The sequence below is a fragment of the Devosia sp. A449 genome (assembly GCF_054489375.1).
In genome coordinates this window covers 1-13,843 of record NZ_JBTMWU010000008.1, presented here as the reverse complement: position 1 = coordinate 13,843, position 13,843 = coordinate 1, and the positions used below count along the sequence as shown (strand labels likewise).

The 13,843-nt window shown below is 64.2% G+C and carries 12 protein-coding genes and 1 riboswitch; of the genes, 7 read left to right on the top strand and 5 right to left on the bottom strand.

Features of this window, described 5'->3' with window-relative positions:
* Positions 1–59 precede the first annotated feature (59 nt).
* Entirely contained in the window at positions 60–1,172 is a 1,113-nt protein-coding gene (locus ACX3OW_RS18235; RefSeq protein ID WP_459097226.1) for a 2'-deoxycytidine 5'-triphosphate deaminase, read from the bottom strand.
* An 80-nt stretch (positions 1,173–1,252) separates the two neighbouring features.
* A riboswitch (SAM riboswitch) is annotated at positions 1,253–1,328 on the top strand.
* Between the two features lie 44 nt (positions 1,329–1,372).
* Here ACX3OW_RS18235 and metZ point away from each other — a divergent pair.
* Positions 1,373–2,581, top strand: a complete 1,209-nt coding sequence (gene metZ / locus ACX3OW_RS18230) for an O-succinylhomoserine sulfhydrylase (RefSeq protein WP_459097225.1) — start codon at positions 1,373–1,375, stop codon at positions 2,579–2,581.
* A 158-nt stretch (positions 2,582–2,739) separates the two neighbouring features.
* Positions 2,740–3,522 (top strand): transporter substrate-binding domain-containing protein, encoded by a 783-nt coding sequence (locus tag ACX3OW_RS18225; RefSeq protein ID WP_459097224.1) that lies wholly within the window; start codon positions 2,740–2,742, stop codon positions 3,520–3,522.
* Here the strand turns inward: ACX3OW_RS18225 and ACX3OW_RS18220 are convergent.
* A complete protein-coding gene (locus tag ACX3OW_RS18220; protein ID WP_459097223.1) occupies positions 3,519–3,935 on the bottom strand; it encodes a tellurite resistance TerB family protein in 417 nt (138 codons plus the stop codon). The genes ACX3OW_RS18225 and ACX3OW_RS18220 overlap by 4 nt on opposite strands.
* A gap of 134 nt (positions 3,936–4,069) precedes the next feature.
* On the opposite strand from ACX3OW_RS18220, the gene ACX3OW_RS18215 reads away from it, so the two are divergent.
* The gene (locus ACX3OW_RS18215; RefSeq protein WP_459097222.1) at positions 4,070–5,713 is read left to right on the top strand and encodes a lysine--tRNA ligase; all 1,644 of its coding nucleotides are present in this window, start codon (positions 4,070–4,072) and stop codon (positions 5,711–5,713) included.
* 2 nt (positions 5,714–5,715) lie between these two features.
* Here ACX3OW_RS18215 and aac(6') read toward each other — a convergent pair whose 3' ends face one another.
* On the bottom strand, positions 5,716–6,120 hold the full coding sequence (gene aac(6'), locus ACX3OW_RS18210; RefSeq protein WP_459097375.1) for an aminoglycoside 6'-N-acetyltransferase: 405 nt from the start codon (positions 6,118–6,120) through the stop codon (positions 5,716–5,718).
* 41 nt (positions 6,121–6,161) lie between these two features.
* On the bottom strand, positions 6,162–6,803 hold the full coding sequence (locus tag ACX3OW_RS18205; RefSeq protein ID WP_459097221.1) for a S24 family peptidase: 642 nt from the start codon (positions 6,801–6,803) through the stop codon (positions 6,162–6,164).
* A gap of 132 nt (positions 6,804–6,935) precedes the next feature.
* On the opposite strand from ACX3OW_RS18205, the gene ACX3OW_RS18200 reads away from it, so the two are divergent.
* Together ACX3OW_RS18200 and ACX3OW_RS18195 are read left to right on the top strand one after the other, a co-directional pair.
* A complete protein-coding gene (locus ACX3OW_RS18200; protein WP_459097220.1) occupies positions 6,936–7,292 on the top strand; it encodes a DUF952 domain-containing protein in 357 nt (118 codons plus the stop codon).
* Complete coding sequence (locus ACX3OW_RS18195; RefSeq protein WP_459097219.1) at positions 7,289–8,398, top strand: quinone-dependent dihydroorotate dehydrogenase; 1,110 nt, start codon at positions 7,289–7,291, stop codon at positions 8,396–8,398. Before ACX3OW_RS18200 ends, ACX3OW_RS18195 begins: the two co-directional genes overlap by 4 nt.
* 22 nt (positions 8,399–8,420) lie before the next feature.
* On the opposite strand, the gene ACX3OW_RS18190 is transcribed toward ACX3OW_RS18195, so the two are convergent.
* Positions 8,421–9,092, bottom strand: a complete 672-nt coding sequence (locus tag ACX3OW_RS18190; RefSeq protein ID WP_459097218.1) for a response regulator — start codon at positions 9,090–9,092, stop codon at positions 8,421–8,423.
* A gap of 209 nt (positions 9,093–9,301) precedes the next feature.
* On the opposite strand from ACX3OW_RS18190, the gene ACX3OW_RS18185 reads away from it, so the two are divergent.
* Both ACX3OW_RS18185 and ACX3OW_RS18180 read left to right on the top strand, forming a co-directional pair.
* Entirely contained in the window at positions 9,302–12,823 is a 3,522-nt protein-coding gene (locus ACX3OW_RS18185; protein WP_459097217.1) for a peptidoglycan-binding protein, read from the top strand.
* A gap of 154 nt (positions 12,824–12,977) precedes the next feature.
* Positions 12,978–13,843: sulfite exporter TauE/SafE family protein (locus tag ACX3OW_RS18180; RefSeq protein WP_459097216.1), on the top strand; the 866-nt coding region annotated here is incomplete at its 3' end.

The window sequence follows — 13,843 nt, the reverse complement described above, 5'->3', positions numbered from 1 at the left end:
GACGATGGCGGGAGGGTGTGGTTCGACGGACCTCAAGATGAGGGCAACCACGCGGTGACCTACCCCGAATACGGCTTGAAGTGCTTGGACAGTTTCAGCGTCTGGGCCTGATAGTTGGAACCCAGCGCCGTGCCATAGAGCCGATCCGGGGCTTCGGCGAGGCGTTCGTAGATCAGGCGGCCAATGGTTTGGCCGTGGCCGAGCAGGAACGGTACTTCGCGGCTGCGCACTTCGAGCACGGCGCGGCTGCCGGTGCCACCTGCGGCCGAATGGCCGAAGCCGGGATCGAAGAAACCGGCATAGTGGACCCGGAACTCACCGACCAGCGGATCGAACGGCACCATTTCGGCGGCGTGGGTGGGCGGCACATGCACCGCTTCGTCGCTGACCAGAATATAGAATTCGTCGGGGTCCAGCGTCAGCTCGGCGCGGCCGCGCAGCACCAGCGGGTCCCAGAAATCCAGCACGTCGAGCGCGGCCTTCTTGTCGACATCGACCACGGCGGTATGGCGGCGCGAGCGAAATCCGATCAGCCCGTTGCGGCCTTCGCCCTTGAGGTCGATCGACAGCGCCACCCCTTCACCCACCGGCACATCATTGTTGAATACCAGCGTGTCGCTTTCATGTAGCGCCTGATGCTCGGCCACGGTGAGGCGATTGTCGCCGGAGCGGAACCGCATCTGGCTGAGCCGTGAGCCGGTGCGCACCAGGATGGGGAAGGTGCGGGGGCTGACTTCGAGATAGAGCGGGCCGCGATAGCCTTCCGGCATCTGGTCAAAGCCGCGGGCCCGATCGCCGATGACGCGGGTGAAGACGTCGAGCCGCCCGGTCGAGCTTTTGGGATTGGCCGAGGCGCTGACCTTGTCGGGCAAAGCCAGGCTTTCCTGCAGCGGCACCAGATAGACGCAGCCGCGTTCCAGCACCGCGCCCCTGGTCAGGTCGATTTCATGTAGCTTGAGCGCTTCAATGCGCTCGGCCACCGAATGGCTGGGGCCGGGCAGGAAGCTGGAGCGCACGCGGAACGCCACGTCGCCCAGCCGCAAATCGAGGCTGGCCGGCTGCACCTGATCGCCATCAAAGGGGCGGTTGGCCAGAATGGCGCCCTGCTGATGCAGGCGCTCGATCAGTCGCGCGGGAAAAACCCCCTGCGGCCAGACCTGTTGCTTGTCCATGCTGTTGCGTTTCCCAGAATTTTCTTGTTGCTGTTCCCTATCAACCCATGCAATTGACGCCAACAGGCAATTGGCTTTAGATCACAGCCAGTGGTGATTTGGCCGGTCGCTTGCAGCCACTTAAAACAAATCGCTAAAGACCGTTAGGGAACCGGCCGCCTGTTTGCGTGCCGGTTTTTTTGTTTTTGAAGGCGTGACCCATGTCCAAAGCGAACAACCCCCTCAACGATCCGGCCCGCCGGGCACCCGATACACGGTTGGTTCACGGGGGCACGCATCGCTCGGAATTCAACGAGACCAGCGAGGCGCTGTATCTCACCTCGGGCTATTCCTATCCCAGCTCCGAACATGCCGAGCGGCTGTTCAATAATGAAATTCCGGGCGGGCATAACTACTCGCGCTTCGCCAATCCCACCATTGATGTGTTCCAGACCCGCATGGCGCTGCTCGAAGGCGCCGAAGCGGCGCGCGGCTTTGCCACCGGCATGTCCGCCGTCACCAATGCGGTGATGAGCCAGGTGCGGGCCGGCGACCATATCGTCGCCAGCCGGGCGCTGTTTGGCGGTTGTCGCTTCGTGGTGGAAGATTTCATGCCGCGCTGGGGCGTCACCTCGACGCTGGTCGATGGCCGCGACCCGGAGAATTTCGCCAGGGCCATGCAGCCCAATACCAAGCTGGTGTTCATCGAAACGCCGACCAATCCGACGCTGGAACTGGTCGACATCAAGGCCGTCGCCGACATCGCCCACGCCCATGGTGCCAAGCTGATCGTCGACAATGTGTTCGCCACCCCGCTGTGGCAGAAGCCGCTGGAACTGGGGGCGGATCTCGTCACCTATTCGGCCACCAAGCATATTGACGGGCAGGGTCGGGTGCTCGGCGGCGTCGTGCTCGGCAGCAAGGCGCTGATCGAGGGCGATGTGCATACCCTGCTGCGCCAGACCGGTCCGTCGCTCAGCCCGTTCAATGCCTGGGTGCTGCTCAAGGGCCTCGAAACCCTGCCGCTGCGCGTCCGCCACATGACCGATAGCGCCACGCGCGTTGCCGATGTGCTGGCCGATCACCCAAAGATCGAACGGGTGATTTATCCGCATCATCCCAGCCATCCGCAATATGAGCTGGCCAAGCGGCAGATGGAGCGCGGCTCGACGCTGATGGCGCTGGAGGTCAAGGGCGGGCAGGAAGCGGCGTTCAAGCTGTGTGACTCGCTGGCGGTGATCCTGATTTCCAACAATCTGGGCGACGCCAAGTCGATCATCACCCATCCGCGCACCACCACTCATATGCGCCTGACCGAGGAGGTGCGGCTCGAAACCGGCGTCACCCCAGGGCTGCTGCGGCTGTCGATCGGGCTGGAAGCGAGCGAGGATCTGATCACCGATCTGCTCTATGGGCTGGATCAGATTTGAGGCTGGTTTTGAATCCAGTGCATCGTTCCCACCCACGGTGTCACCCCGGCCTTGAGCCGGGGCCCATCTTGAGATCTCGGGATGGATCCCGGCTCAAGGCCGGGATGACACCGCGTTTTGGGAGGCTGAGGTGGGGCAAAGCACTCGGTGCCCTAATTTTGGCACTGCTCGCCACCCCCGCACTCGCCCAGGCGCTGCCCTATCACAGCGATCCTGATGCCCGCGAAATCCTGCCCAGCCTGACGCCGGTGCCGGCGATCCGCTTCCTGACCACCGCCGATTTCCCACCCTTCAACTTCCGCGACGCTACCGGCGAGTTGATCGGCTTCAATGTCGATCTCGCCAAGCGCATCTGCGCCGAGGTCAATGTGGCCTGCACCATCCAGGCGTGGCCCTGGGAACAGGCGGCCGATGCGCTGAGCGATGATCAGGGCGACGCGCTGATCGCCGGACTGGCGATGAGTGACGAGAATGGCGCGTTGTTCGATTTTTCCGCCACCTATCTGGCGCTGCCGGGTCGCTTCGTCACCAAGGACGCCGATATCGGGGTATTCGATGCCAAGGCGCTGGCAGGCAAGACCATCGCCGCGCGGCGGGGCAGCACGCATGAAACCTTCCTCACGCGCTATTTGCCAGAGGCCAGTGTCACCCTGTTCGATAGCGAGATCGAAGCGCTCGATGCTGTGCGCGATAGCAAGGCCGATGCGTTCTTCGGCGACGCCATGCGCGCGTCATTCTGGCTGAATGAAAATCTGGATTGCTGCGGCTTTGCCGGCGAACCCTATTTCCGGCCGCAGCTGTTCGGCGAGGGCATGGCCGTGGCCATTCCAGCCGGACATGACGCGGTGCGCCATGCCATCGACTGGGCACTGGTGCGGCTCAAGGACAATGGCGCGCTGGACGAATTATACCTGCGCTGGTTCCCGGTAGGATTTTACTAGGCCGTCGGCATGCGGCGATGCCGCGCGCGGGCGGCGGTTTCGATGGCGGCGGTGACCAAGCGGTCGAGTTCGAGCTTGTCGCGCAGCAATTCGAGGAAGCGCAGCTCTTCCTGCTCCAGATAGAGGTCGACCGAGGCCACTTCCACAGCCACTGCATAGGCGGTGTCCTGCAGTTTTTTGGGCAGGGCAGCGATGGCGTCGTCCATCACCTGGTCTAGCCCGCCGGGGCCGTTGAGCTTGTCGGCGCAGCCATTGGCCACTGCGGCCAGCCGGTTCTTGTCGAAACCGTCAAACACCGGCAATCGGCCGATCAAGGCCTGGATGCGGACCAGTTCCTTGTCCGTCATGGCGCTGTCGGACGAGGCAGCGAGGATCATCAGGTGGATGAGCGCGTCATGGGCGGCGTTGGACATTGAGCGTTCCCGTTACTGGTTGGCGCCCAACAGGTAGGCGCAGCCCAACAGCTTGGCAAGCGCCTGCGACATTGACGCAAGAGCTAGGGGATGCAACACACCGAAACTCCCAGTTCCCCCGAAAGGCTTGAACCTTGTCGCCCGTTCCTTTGCCCGTTCTCGATCCTGCGTTTTTTGACGCCGCTCAGACTGCCCGTGCCTGGCCGTTTGAGGAAGCACGCAAACTGGTCGCGCGCATCGAGAAATCGGGCAAGGGCGAAGCTGTGTTCGAAACCGGCTATGGCCCCTCGGGCCTGCCCCATATCGGCACCTTTGGCGAAGTGGCCCGCACCACCATGGTGCGTACGGCCTTCCGCCTGCTGACCCGCGACCAGGTGCCGACCCGGTTGATCTGCTTTTCCGACGATCTCGACGGCATGCGCAAGATTCCGGAGAATGTGCCGTCCAAGGAGGCGATGGAGCCGCATCTGCAGAAGCCGCTGACCTCGGTGCCCGATCCCTGGACCAATGAATATCCCAGCTTCGGCGATCACAACAACGCCATGCTGCGCCGCTTCCTCGACACCTTCGGCTTCGACTACGAATTCGCCAGCGCCACCGACTATTATCGTTCGGGCAAGTTCGACGCCGTGCTGCTGCGTGCCGCCGAACGCTTTGACGACATCATGAAGGTGATGCTGCCGACGCTGGGCGCCGAGCGGCAGGCTACCTATTCGCCCTTCCTGCCGATCTCCCCGATCAGCGGTCGCGTGCTCTATGTGCCGATGAAGGAAGTCGACGCCAAGAACGGCACCATCACTTTCGCCGACGAAGATGGCCGCGACACCACGGTGCCGGTCACCGGTGGCCACGTGAAGATGCAGTGGAAGCCCGATTTCGGCATGCGCTGGGCGGCTTTGGGCGTCGATTTCGAGATGTTCGGCAAGGACCACCAGACCAATGCGCCGATATATGACCGGATCTGCGAAATCCTCGGCGGCAAGGCTCCCGAGCATTATGTCTATGAGCTGTTCCTCGATTCCGAGGGCCAGAAGATTTCCAAGTCCAAGGGCAATGGCCTGACCATCGATGAGTGGCTGACCTACGCCAGCAATGACAGCCTGGGACTCTATATGTTCCAGAAGCCGCGCACCGCCAAGCGGCTGCATTTCGATGTCATCCCGCGCGCCGTCGATGAATATTACAGCTTTGTTGCCGCCTTCGAGCGCCAGACGACTGCTGAGCGCGTAGAGAATCCAGCATTCCATGTCCATTTTGGCAATGTGCCGAAGGTCGACATGCCGGTTACCTTCGCCCTGCTGCTCAATCTCGCCACAGCCTCGAACCCCGAGACCCCCGAAGTCATGTGGGGCTATATTTCGGCTTATGCGCCGGGTGTGTCACCGCAGACGCATCCACATCTGGATGTTCTGGTGGGCTATGCCGTCCGTTATTTCCGCGACTTCGTGCAGAAGACCTACCGGGCGCCCGATGACCTTGAGCGCGCTGCGCTCGAGGCGGTTTCGGCTGCTTTCGCCACTCTCCCGGCCGGCTCCGATAACGAGGCTATCCAAAATGCCGTCCTCGACGTGGCCCGCGGGATCGAGCGGTATCAGGACCACAAGCGAACGGGCCCGCATGGCGGCCCCGGCGTCTCTGGTGACTTTTTCCAGATGCTCTATCAGGTGCTGATCGGGCAAGAGCGCGGTCCGCGCTTCGGTTCATTTGTCGCGCTTTACGGTGTCGAGAATACCCGCAAACTGATTGCCGACGCTCTGGCGGGCAAGTTGGTCGCCTGAGGCTATGTCAGCGCTTTCCTGAAAAACACGACGCGCTGGGTTTCCTTGAAGCCGAGCGCGCCATGCATGGCCAGGCTTGCCGCATTGTCCAGGGCGGCGTCTGAAGCGAACTCGGTCACGCCTTGTTCGATGGCCCAGCGTTGCAGGACATCGATCATAGCGCGCGCCACGCCGCAGCTACGGGCCTCGGGCATGACGTAGATGCCCTCCAGAAAGGCGACTGGCGACGTGTCGCAGCCATTCACGTAATCGCGCCGCAGGCCGGCTTCGGCAAAGCCCAGCGCCAGACCGTCTTCGCTTCGAGCGATCAGGTTCACGGTGTCGCCAGCATTGACAAGAAGATGGGCGATGTCGTCCGCATGGCTGCCTCGGTCGCCCCCATCCGGCCACAGCGCATGCCGCATCATCGCCCAGTCCTCGGCATCGGCCGGCACGGCTTTGGTGATATTCACTGGCTGGCCCAGATGATCCGGGCGACCCATTCCACATCGACCAGATCGATGATGCGGGGGGAATAGGCCGGGTTGATGGAATGCAGCTCGATCTGCTTGCCGGTCTGGCGGTAAAGGATTTTGGCCATCACCTCGCCATCATGGGTCTTAAGCACCACCCGGTCGCCGCGCCGCACCTGTTCGGTGGGCGACACCACGATGCGGTCGCCCTCGCGATACAGCGGCTCCATGGAATCGCCCTGCACTTCAAGCGCATAAATCCCGCCTTCGCCCGGCGCGGGCAGGGCGATCTCGTCCCAGCCCTGGCCGGCCGGAAAGCCGGCGCTGTCGAAAAATCCGCCCGCGCCCGCTTGAGCCAGACCGAGCAGGGGCACGCTGCGGCTGGGCTGATTGTCATTCAGCTGCAAAAATGCGCCGGTGCCGGTGAGGAAGGCGTCAAAGCTCTCTCCCGTCGCTTCGAGGATCTTGGCGATGCTCTCGGTTGACGGCCAGCGTTCACGGCCATCCTTGCTGACGCGCTTGGAGACGTTAAAGGCGGTGGCGTCGAGCCCGGCGAGCTTGGCCAGCGCCGAAACGGACAGGCCATGCCGACGCGCCAGCGCATCGATTCCGTCCCAGACATTGCTGTGTGACAGCATGGCAGCTTTTCCAGTGCAGGAAACATGTCTTATTAATGGAATTAAGTCCTATTTCTACTGCCCGCGAGCGTAGTTGTAAAGAGGTGCGTCTGCGGCTTGCAGCGTCGCGCCGCCGGCTTTAGGTTCGCGCGCATGAACACCCCCGATTTCGTCTATAAGATTGCCACCGAAGCCGCCTTCGCGCCCGCCCGTACCGGCACTGCTTTTGCCGGCATGCCGATCGATGCCGCGGATGGCTATATGCATTTTTCCACCGCCGCACAGCTTGCCGAAACGCTGCGCCTGCATTTTGCCGGGCAGGCCGGATTGGTGCTGCTGGCGGTGCGCAGCGCCGATCTGGGCGCTGATCTGGTGTGGGAGCCATCGCGCGGTGGCGCGCTATTCCCCCATCTTTATGGCGGGCCCCTGCCCATTGCCGCCATCGCCTGGGAGGCGCCGCTCAGCGTCGCTGCCGATGGTTCCTGTTCGCTGCCCGAGGCTCTCCGATGATTTTTTCTGCCCTGTCGCCGCTGCTGCGCCTGCCGGCCCTGGCGGGCCTGACCCGCGAAGCGCTGCTCAAAATGGACCCGGAAACCGCCCATGGCGCCACCATCACGGCGCTGCGGATGGGCCTGGCGCCGGAGCAGTCCCATGCCGATGGCGCCGAGCTGCGCACCAGTCTGTGCGGGCTCGAGCTGACCAATCCGGTGGGCATGGCGGCCGGCTTCGACAAGAATGCCGAAGTGGCGCGGCCGCTGGCCAAGATGGGTTTCGGCATGGTCGAAATCGGTACGCTGACCCCGCGCCCGCAGGCGGGCAATCCCAAGCCGCGCCTGTTCCGCATCAGCGGCGCCGAAGGCGTCATCAACCGCATGGGCTTCAACAATGAAGGCCACGACGCCGCCTTTGCCCGCCTGCGCGGGCTGCGGATTCCGGCGGCGCTCGGCGTCAATATCGGCGCCAACAAGGACAGCGACGATTTCGTCGCCGATTATGTGCTGGGGGTGCAGCGGTTTGCTGATCTGGCCGATTATCTGACGGTCAATGTTTCCTCGCCCAATACGCCCGGCCTGCGCAATCTGCAGGCCGACGAGGCCCTGCGCCGACTGCTGGGCGAAGTGCTCGCCGCCCGCGCCAAGGCCAAGACGCGCGTGCCGGTCCTGCTCAAGATTGCCCCCGATCTCGATGAAGCGGCGCTCGACGTTATCGCCTCGGTGGTGTTGGTCACCGATCTTGATGGCTTGATCATCTCCAACACCACCGTCACCCGGGACGCCGTGGCGGGCCTCGAGAACGCCAGTGAAGCCGGGGGACTGTCCGGCAAGCCGCTATTCGCGATGTCCACCCAGCGGCTGGCGCAGATGCGCCAGCGCGTCGGTGCTCTGCCGATCATTGGCGTTGGCGGCATCCATTCGCCGCAATCGGCTCTGGCCAAGCTGGAAGCCGGTGCCAATGCCATCCAGCTTTATTCGGCGCTGGTATTTGGCGGCCTGGACATGCTCGACCGGCTCAAGCGCGGCCTGGTGGCGGCCGTGCGGGCTGAGGGCAAGACCAATATCAGCCAGTTGGTGGGAACCAAGACCGATGATTGGGCCGCAGGTCGGGGGCAGATTTAGGCAATCCGCCCCGACGTTGCCTTCAGCTCTTTTCCGCGCCGATCGAGAATAGCGCTTCGAACTGGCCGTCTTCGATACGGGCGGCGGCGATCACTGCCTGGGTGCGGCTATCGACGTCGAGCTTTTGCAGGATCGCCGAGACATGCGCCTTGACGGTGGCTTCCGAGATCGACAGTTCATAGGCGATCTGCTTGTTCATCAGCCCGTCGCTGAGCATCATCAGCACTCGCACCTGTTGCGGGGTGAGGGTCGCGAGCCGGCGCATCAGCGCGGTGTGGGCGTCATCGCCACCCAAAGTGGTGCCTTCCGGCACAAAGACCTCACCCGACAGCACGGTTTCGATGGCGCGGCGGATTTCGGTCGGACCGACGGATTTATGAAGATAACCGGCAGCGCCCAGCTCGAAGGCGCGGCGGATCACGGTGTTGTCCTCGACCGCCGAGATAATCATCACCGGAATGTCGGGATATTGTGCGCGCAGCAGCAGCAGGCCGGAAAAGCCTCTGACGCCGGGCATGTTGAGATCGAGCAGCACCAGGTCGCAATCGCGGTCGGCGTCGAGCGCGGCGCTGAGCCCGTTGAGATCGCCGGATTCCTCGACGGTGACGGTGGCGTCACCCCCTGACAGGGTCTGCCGCAGCGCCGCCCGGAACAAGGGGTGATCGTCGACGATGATGATGCGGCGGCGGGTCATGGCGGGCAATGGCTCCTCTGGGCGTGGCCTGGGATGTGTCGATCCCGAATCGGTGATCTCGATTTCTGAGGAAATCAGGTCCTAAGGCCTCTGGCTCTTGCATATTGCAGCAATACTTAACGGGTTCTTTACCATGTTTTCTCAAGAGTAACCGTCATACCTTCGTGTTGAATCGCGAGGGGTCCGCCGCTTCATGACAGGGACTGACCATGGCCCGCGCCCACCCCATCCAGGATATGTCCGAGTTGGCCTCAGAGCCGCAGCCCGGAGAGTGGCACGCTCTGCGTGGTGAACTCGTCGCCCTGCTGGATCAGGTCGAGGGGCGCTATGCCCGCGTCGAACGTCCCGAGCCGGCGCTGACCGGCCTCAGCCGCCGCGTGCGCAATCTGCGCGATCAGGTGGAACGTCCCGAGCCGGCCGTGCGCCGCCGCGAGGCGCTGCGCACCGTCAAGCGCGCGGTTGATCGCTTCAGCGAGCGCGACGAACTTGAACATCACCTCGACCAGCAGGATGAGCTGACCAGCGCCATTGCCGAAATCCGCGGCCGGCAGCTGTCTGCGCCCGCCGCCGCATTGGGCCGCCGCGCCACCGACCTGCCCGAGTTCCGCGAACTGAGTGCGCTGGTTGGTGGGCTGTCCGGCCGCCTCGAACGGCTCGAAGGCGAACTCAAGTCGCAGCGCGCCAGCAATGGCAGCGTGCGCGAGGTCGCCGACCAGGTCGAACAACTGACCCATGTGGTGGAATTGCTGGCCGGTGCCGTTGGCGAGACCGGCCAGGTCAAGCGCCTTGAAGCGCAGATCGGGGCGTTGGCCGCGCTGATCGAAAGCGGGCCGCGCGTCGATTTGTCGGCGATCAATGGCCGGCTGGACGATGTTTCGGCCACCGTGGGCAAGCTGGCCGAATTGCAGGCCCAGCAGATGGAGCGCGAGATTGCGCGCGAGGACCGCAGCGCCGAGGCGGCGATGAACACTGGCGCGGCGCTTGAGCCGGCCATGCACGCCATCGAAACAAGCGTGCGCAATGTCTATGACCGCATCGACTCCATCGAAAAGAATGTCACGCTGTCGGCCGGCGATTTCGAGCGGCTGACCAGCGAAATGGCCGCCTTTACCCAGGCTATGAAAAATAGCGAAACCGCGCCCGCCAAGCTGGTGGCCAAGGTCGAGGCGCTGGCCTCCCAGATCGGCGGTCTCGATACCGCCAATGGTGACGTGGCCGGGCTTAAGCAGGATATCGCGGCTCTGCGCGATGCGGTGATGGCCGGCATGGAGCCGCGCTTCCTGCGCATTGAAAGCCAGCTCGAAGCCCTGTCCGACCGCATGGCGCCCGGTGGCGACACCGCCCAGGTCGAAAGCCAGCTCAAGCTGTTGATGGCGCGCATGGATGAAACCGGCGTCCAGCTCAATGGCCTAGCCAAGCTCTATGCCAATCCGTCCGATCCGGCTGAGATGGAAGCCATCGCCACCCTGGTGGCGGAGCGCACCAGCGACGCGCTGACCCGCAAGGCGCCAGCGCCGGTGGCCATGTTCGGCCCCGATAGCCTCAAAAGCATCGAAGACCGCATCACCGGCCTGATCAAATCGGCCGGCAAGACGCCCGATTACGAGACGTTGGCCGCCCTGGTGGCCGAGCGCACCTCGGAAGCCTTTGCCCGCGCCAACCCCGCCGGAGCCGATAGCGGTTTCAGCGAAGCCAGCATGACGGCGCTCGAAAAGCGCATGGCGGCGCTGTTCAATACCGCCGGCAAGGATACCGCCGAGCGGCTGACCCGGCTTGAAGCCGCCTTGGGCGAGCGGCAGGATCGTGCTGCTGCGCCGGTTGCCACGCCAGCGCCGGCCCGCTCCGACGCAGCTGACGGCGAGCAGTCCCGTATCGACGCCATGCTCTCGGCTCTGGCCAGCCCGCAGCCCGCCAAAAGCGATCTGATGCCGGCCAATCCGGGCGATGACGCGCCGCTGGTCGATCCCGGTTTCAAGAATGCCGGTCCGGTGCGGAGCGCGCTCGACGCCAAGGCCGCCACGCGCCCATCGACGTCCGCACCCGAAGCCTCGCCCCGACCGGCCTTCGATCCGGCCAGTGTCGAACGTCCGGCGCGGCCGCAGTCGAGCTTTGCCCAGTCCGACGCCGATCCGTTTGCCCCGACCGCCGCTGCGCAGGCAACTGCCCCGCAGGTTGATCTGCCTCTGGGCCAGAACAGCACCAGCACCTTCGTCGCCGCCGCGCGTCGCGCCCAGCGTGCCCGCCAGGAAGCTGAGCCCGCTACCGTCAGCAGCAATTCGCTGATCAGCCGCGCGTTGGCCCGGGTCATGCCCAGCCCGACCCCTGCCGAACCGGTGACCGGTGAGGCGGCCGCGCCGAAAAAGGCCGAAAAGCCCGCCAAGCCGGTCAAGGAAAAGAAGGTACAGAAGGCCGAGGAGCCCGTCGCGGCACCGGCACTTGGCCGCGACACCGATAGTGCCGCTTTGGCCGACCAGCCGAGCTTCCTCACCCGCCACCGCCGTCCGCTGCTGCTCGCCGCCACTCTGGTGGCGGTTTCGATGCTCGCGCTGAATCTGGTGATCCAGCGCATGGGGGCAGTGCCGCAGCCGGCCCCCCCGCCCATCGATACCGGGATCGAGATGCCGTCGGCCACGCCGTCCGCCACCGATGACGTGTCACTGGTGCTGCCCGAGCCGCGCGTGATCGACATGGTCGATGACACCGCGACGGCCTCGATCAGTCCCCGCCAGACCATGAGCTTCACCGTGCCGGTCGCTACCACGCCGATGCCGGCATCGCTGCTCGCCCTGTCGGCAAACGACGCGGTCGACGATGTTCCGACCGACATTGCGCCCGACGTCACCGGCAGCATTTCCGCTGTCGCCGCCGTCGAAACCTTCGAGCTGCCGGTCGAAGGCGCCGGACCGCTCGAATTGCGCCAGGCCGCCGCCGATGGCGACGCCCGCGCCCAGTTCGAAGTCGCAGCCATCTACACCGAAGGCCGCGCCGTCACCCAGGACTATGCCGAGGCCGCCAAATGGTATGAGCGCTCCGCTGCGCAGGGCTTCGTGCCGGCGCAATATCGCCTCGGCAATCTCTATGAAGCCGGGCAGGGCGTCGAAAAAGATCTGGAGATCGCCAAGCTCTGGTACCAGCGCGGCGCCGAGGCGGGCAACCGTATGGCCATGCATAATCTGGCGGCGCTCTATGCCGGGGGCCTGCTGGGCGAGCAGGAATTCGAAACCGCTGCCGAATGGTTCGCCCAGGCCGCCGCACGCGGCATGACCGACAGCCAGTTCAATCTGGGCATGCTCTATGCCCGCGGGCTGGGCGTCGAGCAGGATTTCGAGCAGTCCTACAAATGGTTCTCACTGGCCGCCGACAATGGCGACGCCGATGCCGGCAAGGCGCGCGACGATATTGCCAAGTCGCTCAGTGCCGAAGCGGTGAGTCGCGTCACCGGCGAGTTGGCGGGCTGGACGGCCGAGCCGATCGATCTGGCCGCCAATTTCGCGCCGATCGGCACCTGGTCGAGCAGTTTCGATCCGGGCCAGTCCATCTCCACGCGGGACGTGGTCTCCAAGGTGCAACTGGCTTTAGGCAAGCTGGGCTTTGATGTCGGGGTTCCCGATGGCCTGGCCGGACCCAAGACGGCCGAAGCCATCAAAGCCTTCGAGCGCGGCGCGGGCATGAGTGAAAGCGGTGCGATCAATCCCCGTCTGCTGGCCGTTCTGGGCAGCCAGCCGGTCTAGCACCAATCCAGATCTGACACCGTCCGGACCCGGTTCTCAGCGTCCGATCACAAAAACACCAGTTTCCACCCTGTGGCGGAAACCTTTGACCTATTGTTGACGTACGATCCTGTAAGGTCGTGCGGCGTAGTGATTTTCGAAACGGATCAGGGACTTGCAGATCTATCTGCCGATCGCCGAGCTGTCCGTGAACCTCTTCTTTCTCGTGGGGATCGGAGGGGCGGTCGGTTTTTTGTCGGGCCTGTTCGGGGTTGGCGGCGGCTTCCTGCTGACGCCCCTGCTGATTTTCTCCGGCGTGCCGGCTCCGGTGGCGGTGGCCTCGGTCACCGGCCAGGTGGTGGCGGCCTCGACCTCGGGGGCGTTGGCGCATTACCGGCGCGGTGCCGTCGATCTGCATCTGGCGCTGTATCTGGTGCTGTCCGGGGTGCTCGGCGCCTTTGGCGGCGTGGCGGTGTTTGCCGTGCTGCGCGACGCCGGCCAGCTCGATCTGGTCATCTCGCTCGGCTTTCTCATTCTGCTCGGCTCGGTCGGCTCTCTGATGCTGGTCGAATCCACCCGCGCCATTCTCAAGCAGCGTCAGGGCGTCGTGGTGCGCGAGCGCCTGCCCAACCAGCATAACTGGATGCATGGACTGCCGCTGCGGGTCCGGTTCAAGAAATCCCGGCTCTATATCAGCGTGCTGCCGGTGCTGGTGATCGGGTTGTTCATCGGCTTTGTCGGTTCGCTGCTCGGCGTCGGTGGCGGCTTCATCATGGTGCCGGCGCTGGTCTATCTGCTGCGGGTGCCGGGCAATGTCGTCATCGGCACCTCATTGGCCCAGGTGGTGGCGATGATGGCGGCGACCACCATCCTGCATGCGGTGCAGAGCCAGAGCGTCGACATGATGCTGGCCTTCTGCCTGATGGTGGGCGGCACCGTCGGCGCCCAGTTCGGCGCCTCGGCCGGCAAATATCTGCGCGGTGAACAATTGCGGGGCCTGTTGGCCTTGCTGGTGCTGGCTGTCGCCATCCGCTTCGGCCT

Bases quoted from the DNA above. Each gene is read 5' to 3' on its own strand.
- ACX3OW_RS18190 (WP_459097218.1), bottom strand. From the start codon at position 9,092: ATGACCCGCCGCCGCATCATCATCGTCGACGATCACCCCTTGTTCCGG.
- metZ (WP_459097225.1), top strand. From the start codon at position 1,373: ATGTCCAAAGCGAACAACCCCCTCAACGATCCGGCCCGCCGGGCACCC.
- ACX3OW_RS18235 (WP_459097226.1), bottom strand. From the start codon at position 1,172: ATGGACAAGCAACAGGTCTGGCCGCAGGGGGTTTTTCCCGCGCGACTG.
- ACX3OW_RS18200 (WP_459097220.1), top strand. From the start codon at position 6,936: ATGAACACCCCCGATTTCGTCTATAAGATTGCCACCGAAGCCGCCTTC.
- ACX3OW_RS18195 (WP_459097219.1), top strand. From the start codon at position 7,289: ATGATTTTTTCTGCCCTGTCGCCGCTGCTGCGCCTGCCGGCCCTGGCG.
- ACX3OW_RS18185 (WP_459097217.1), top strand. From the start codon at position 9,302: ATGGCCCGCGCCCACCCCATCCAGGATATGTCCGAGTTGGCCTCAGAG.
- ACX3OW_RS18205 (WP_459097221.1), bottom strand. From the start codon at position 6,803: ATGCTGTCACACAGCAATGTCTGGGACGGAATCGATGCGCTGGCGCGT.
- ACX3OW_RS18220 (WP_459097223.1), bottom strand. From the start codon at position 3,935: ATGTCCAACGCCGCCCATGACGCGCTCATCCACCTGATGATCCTCGCT.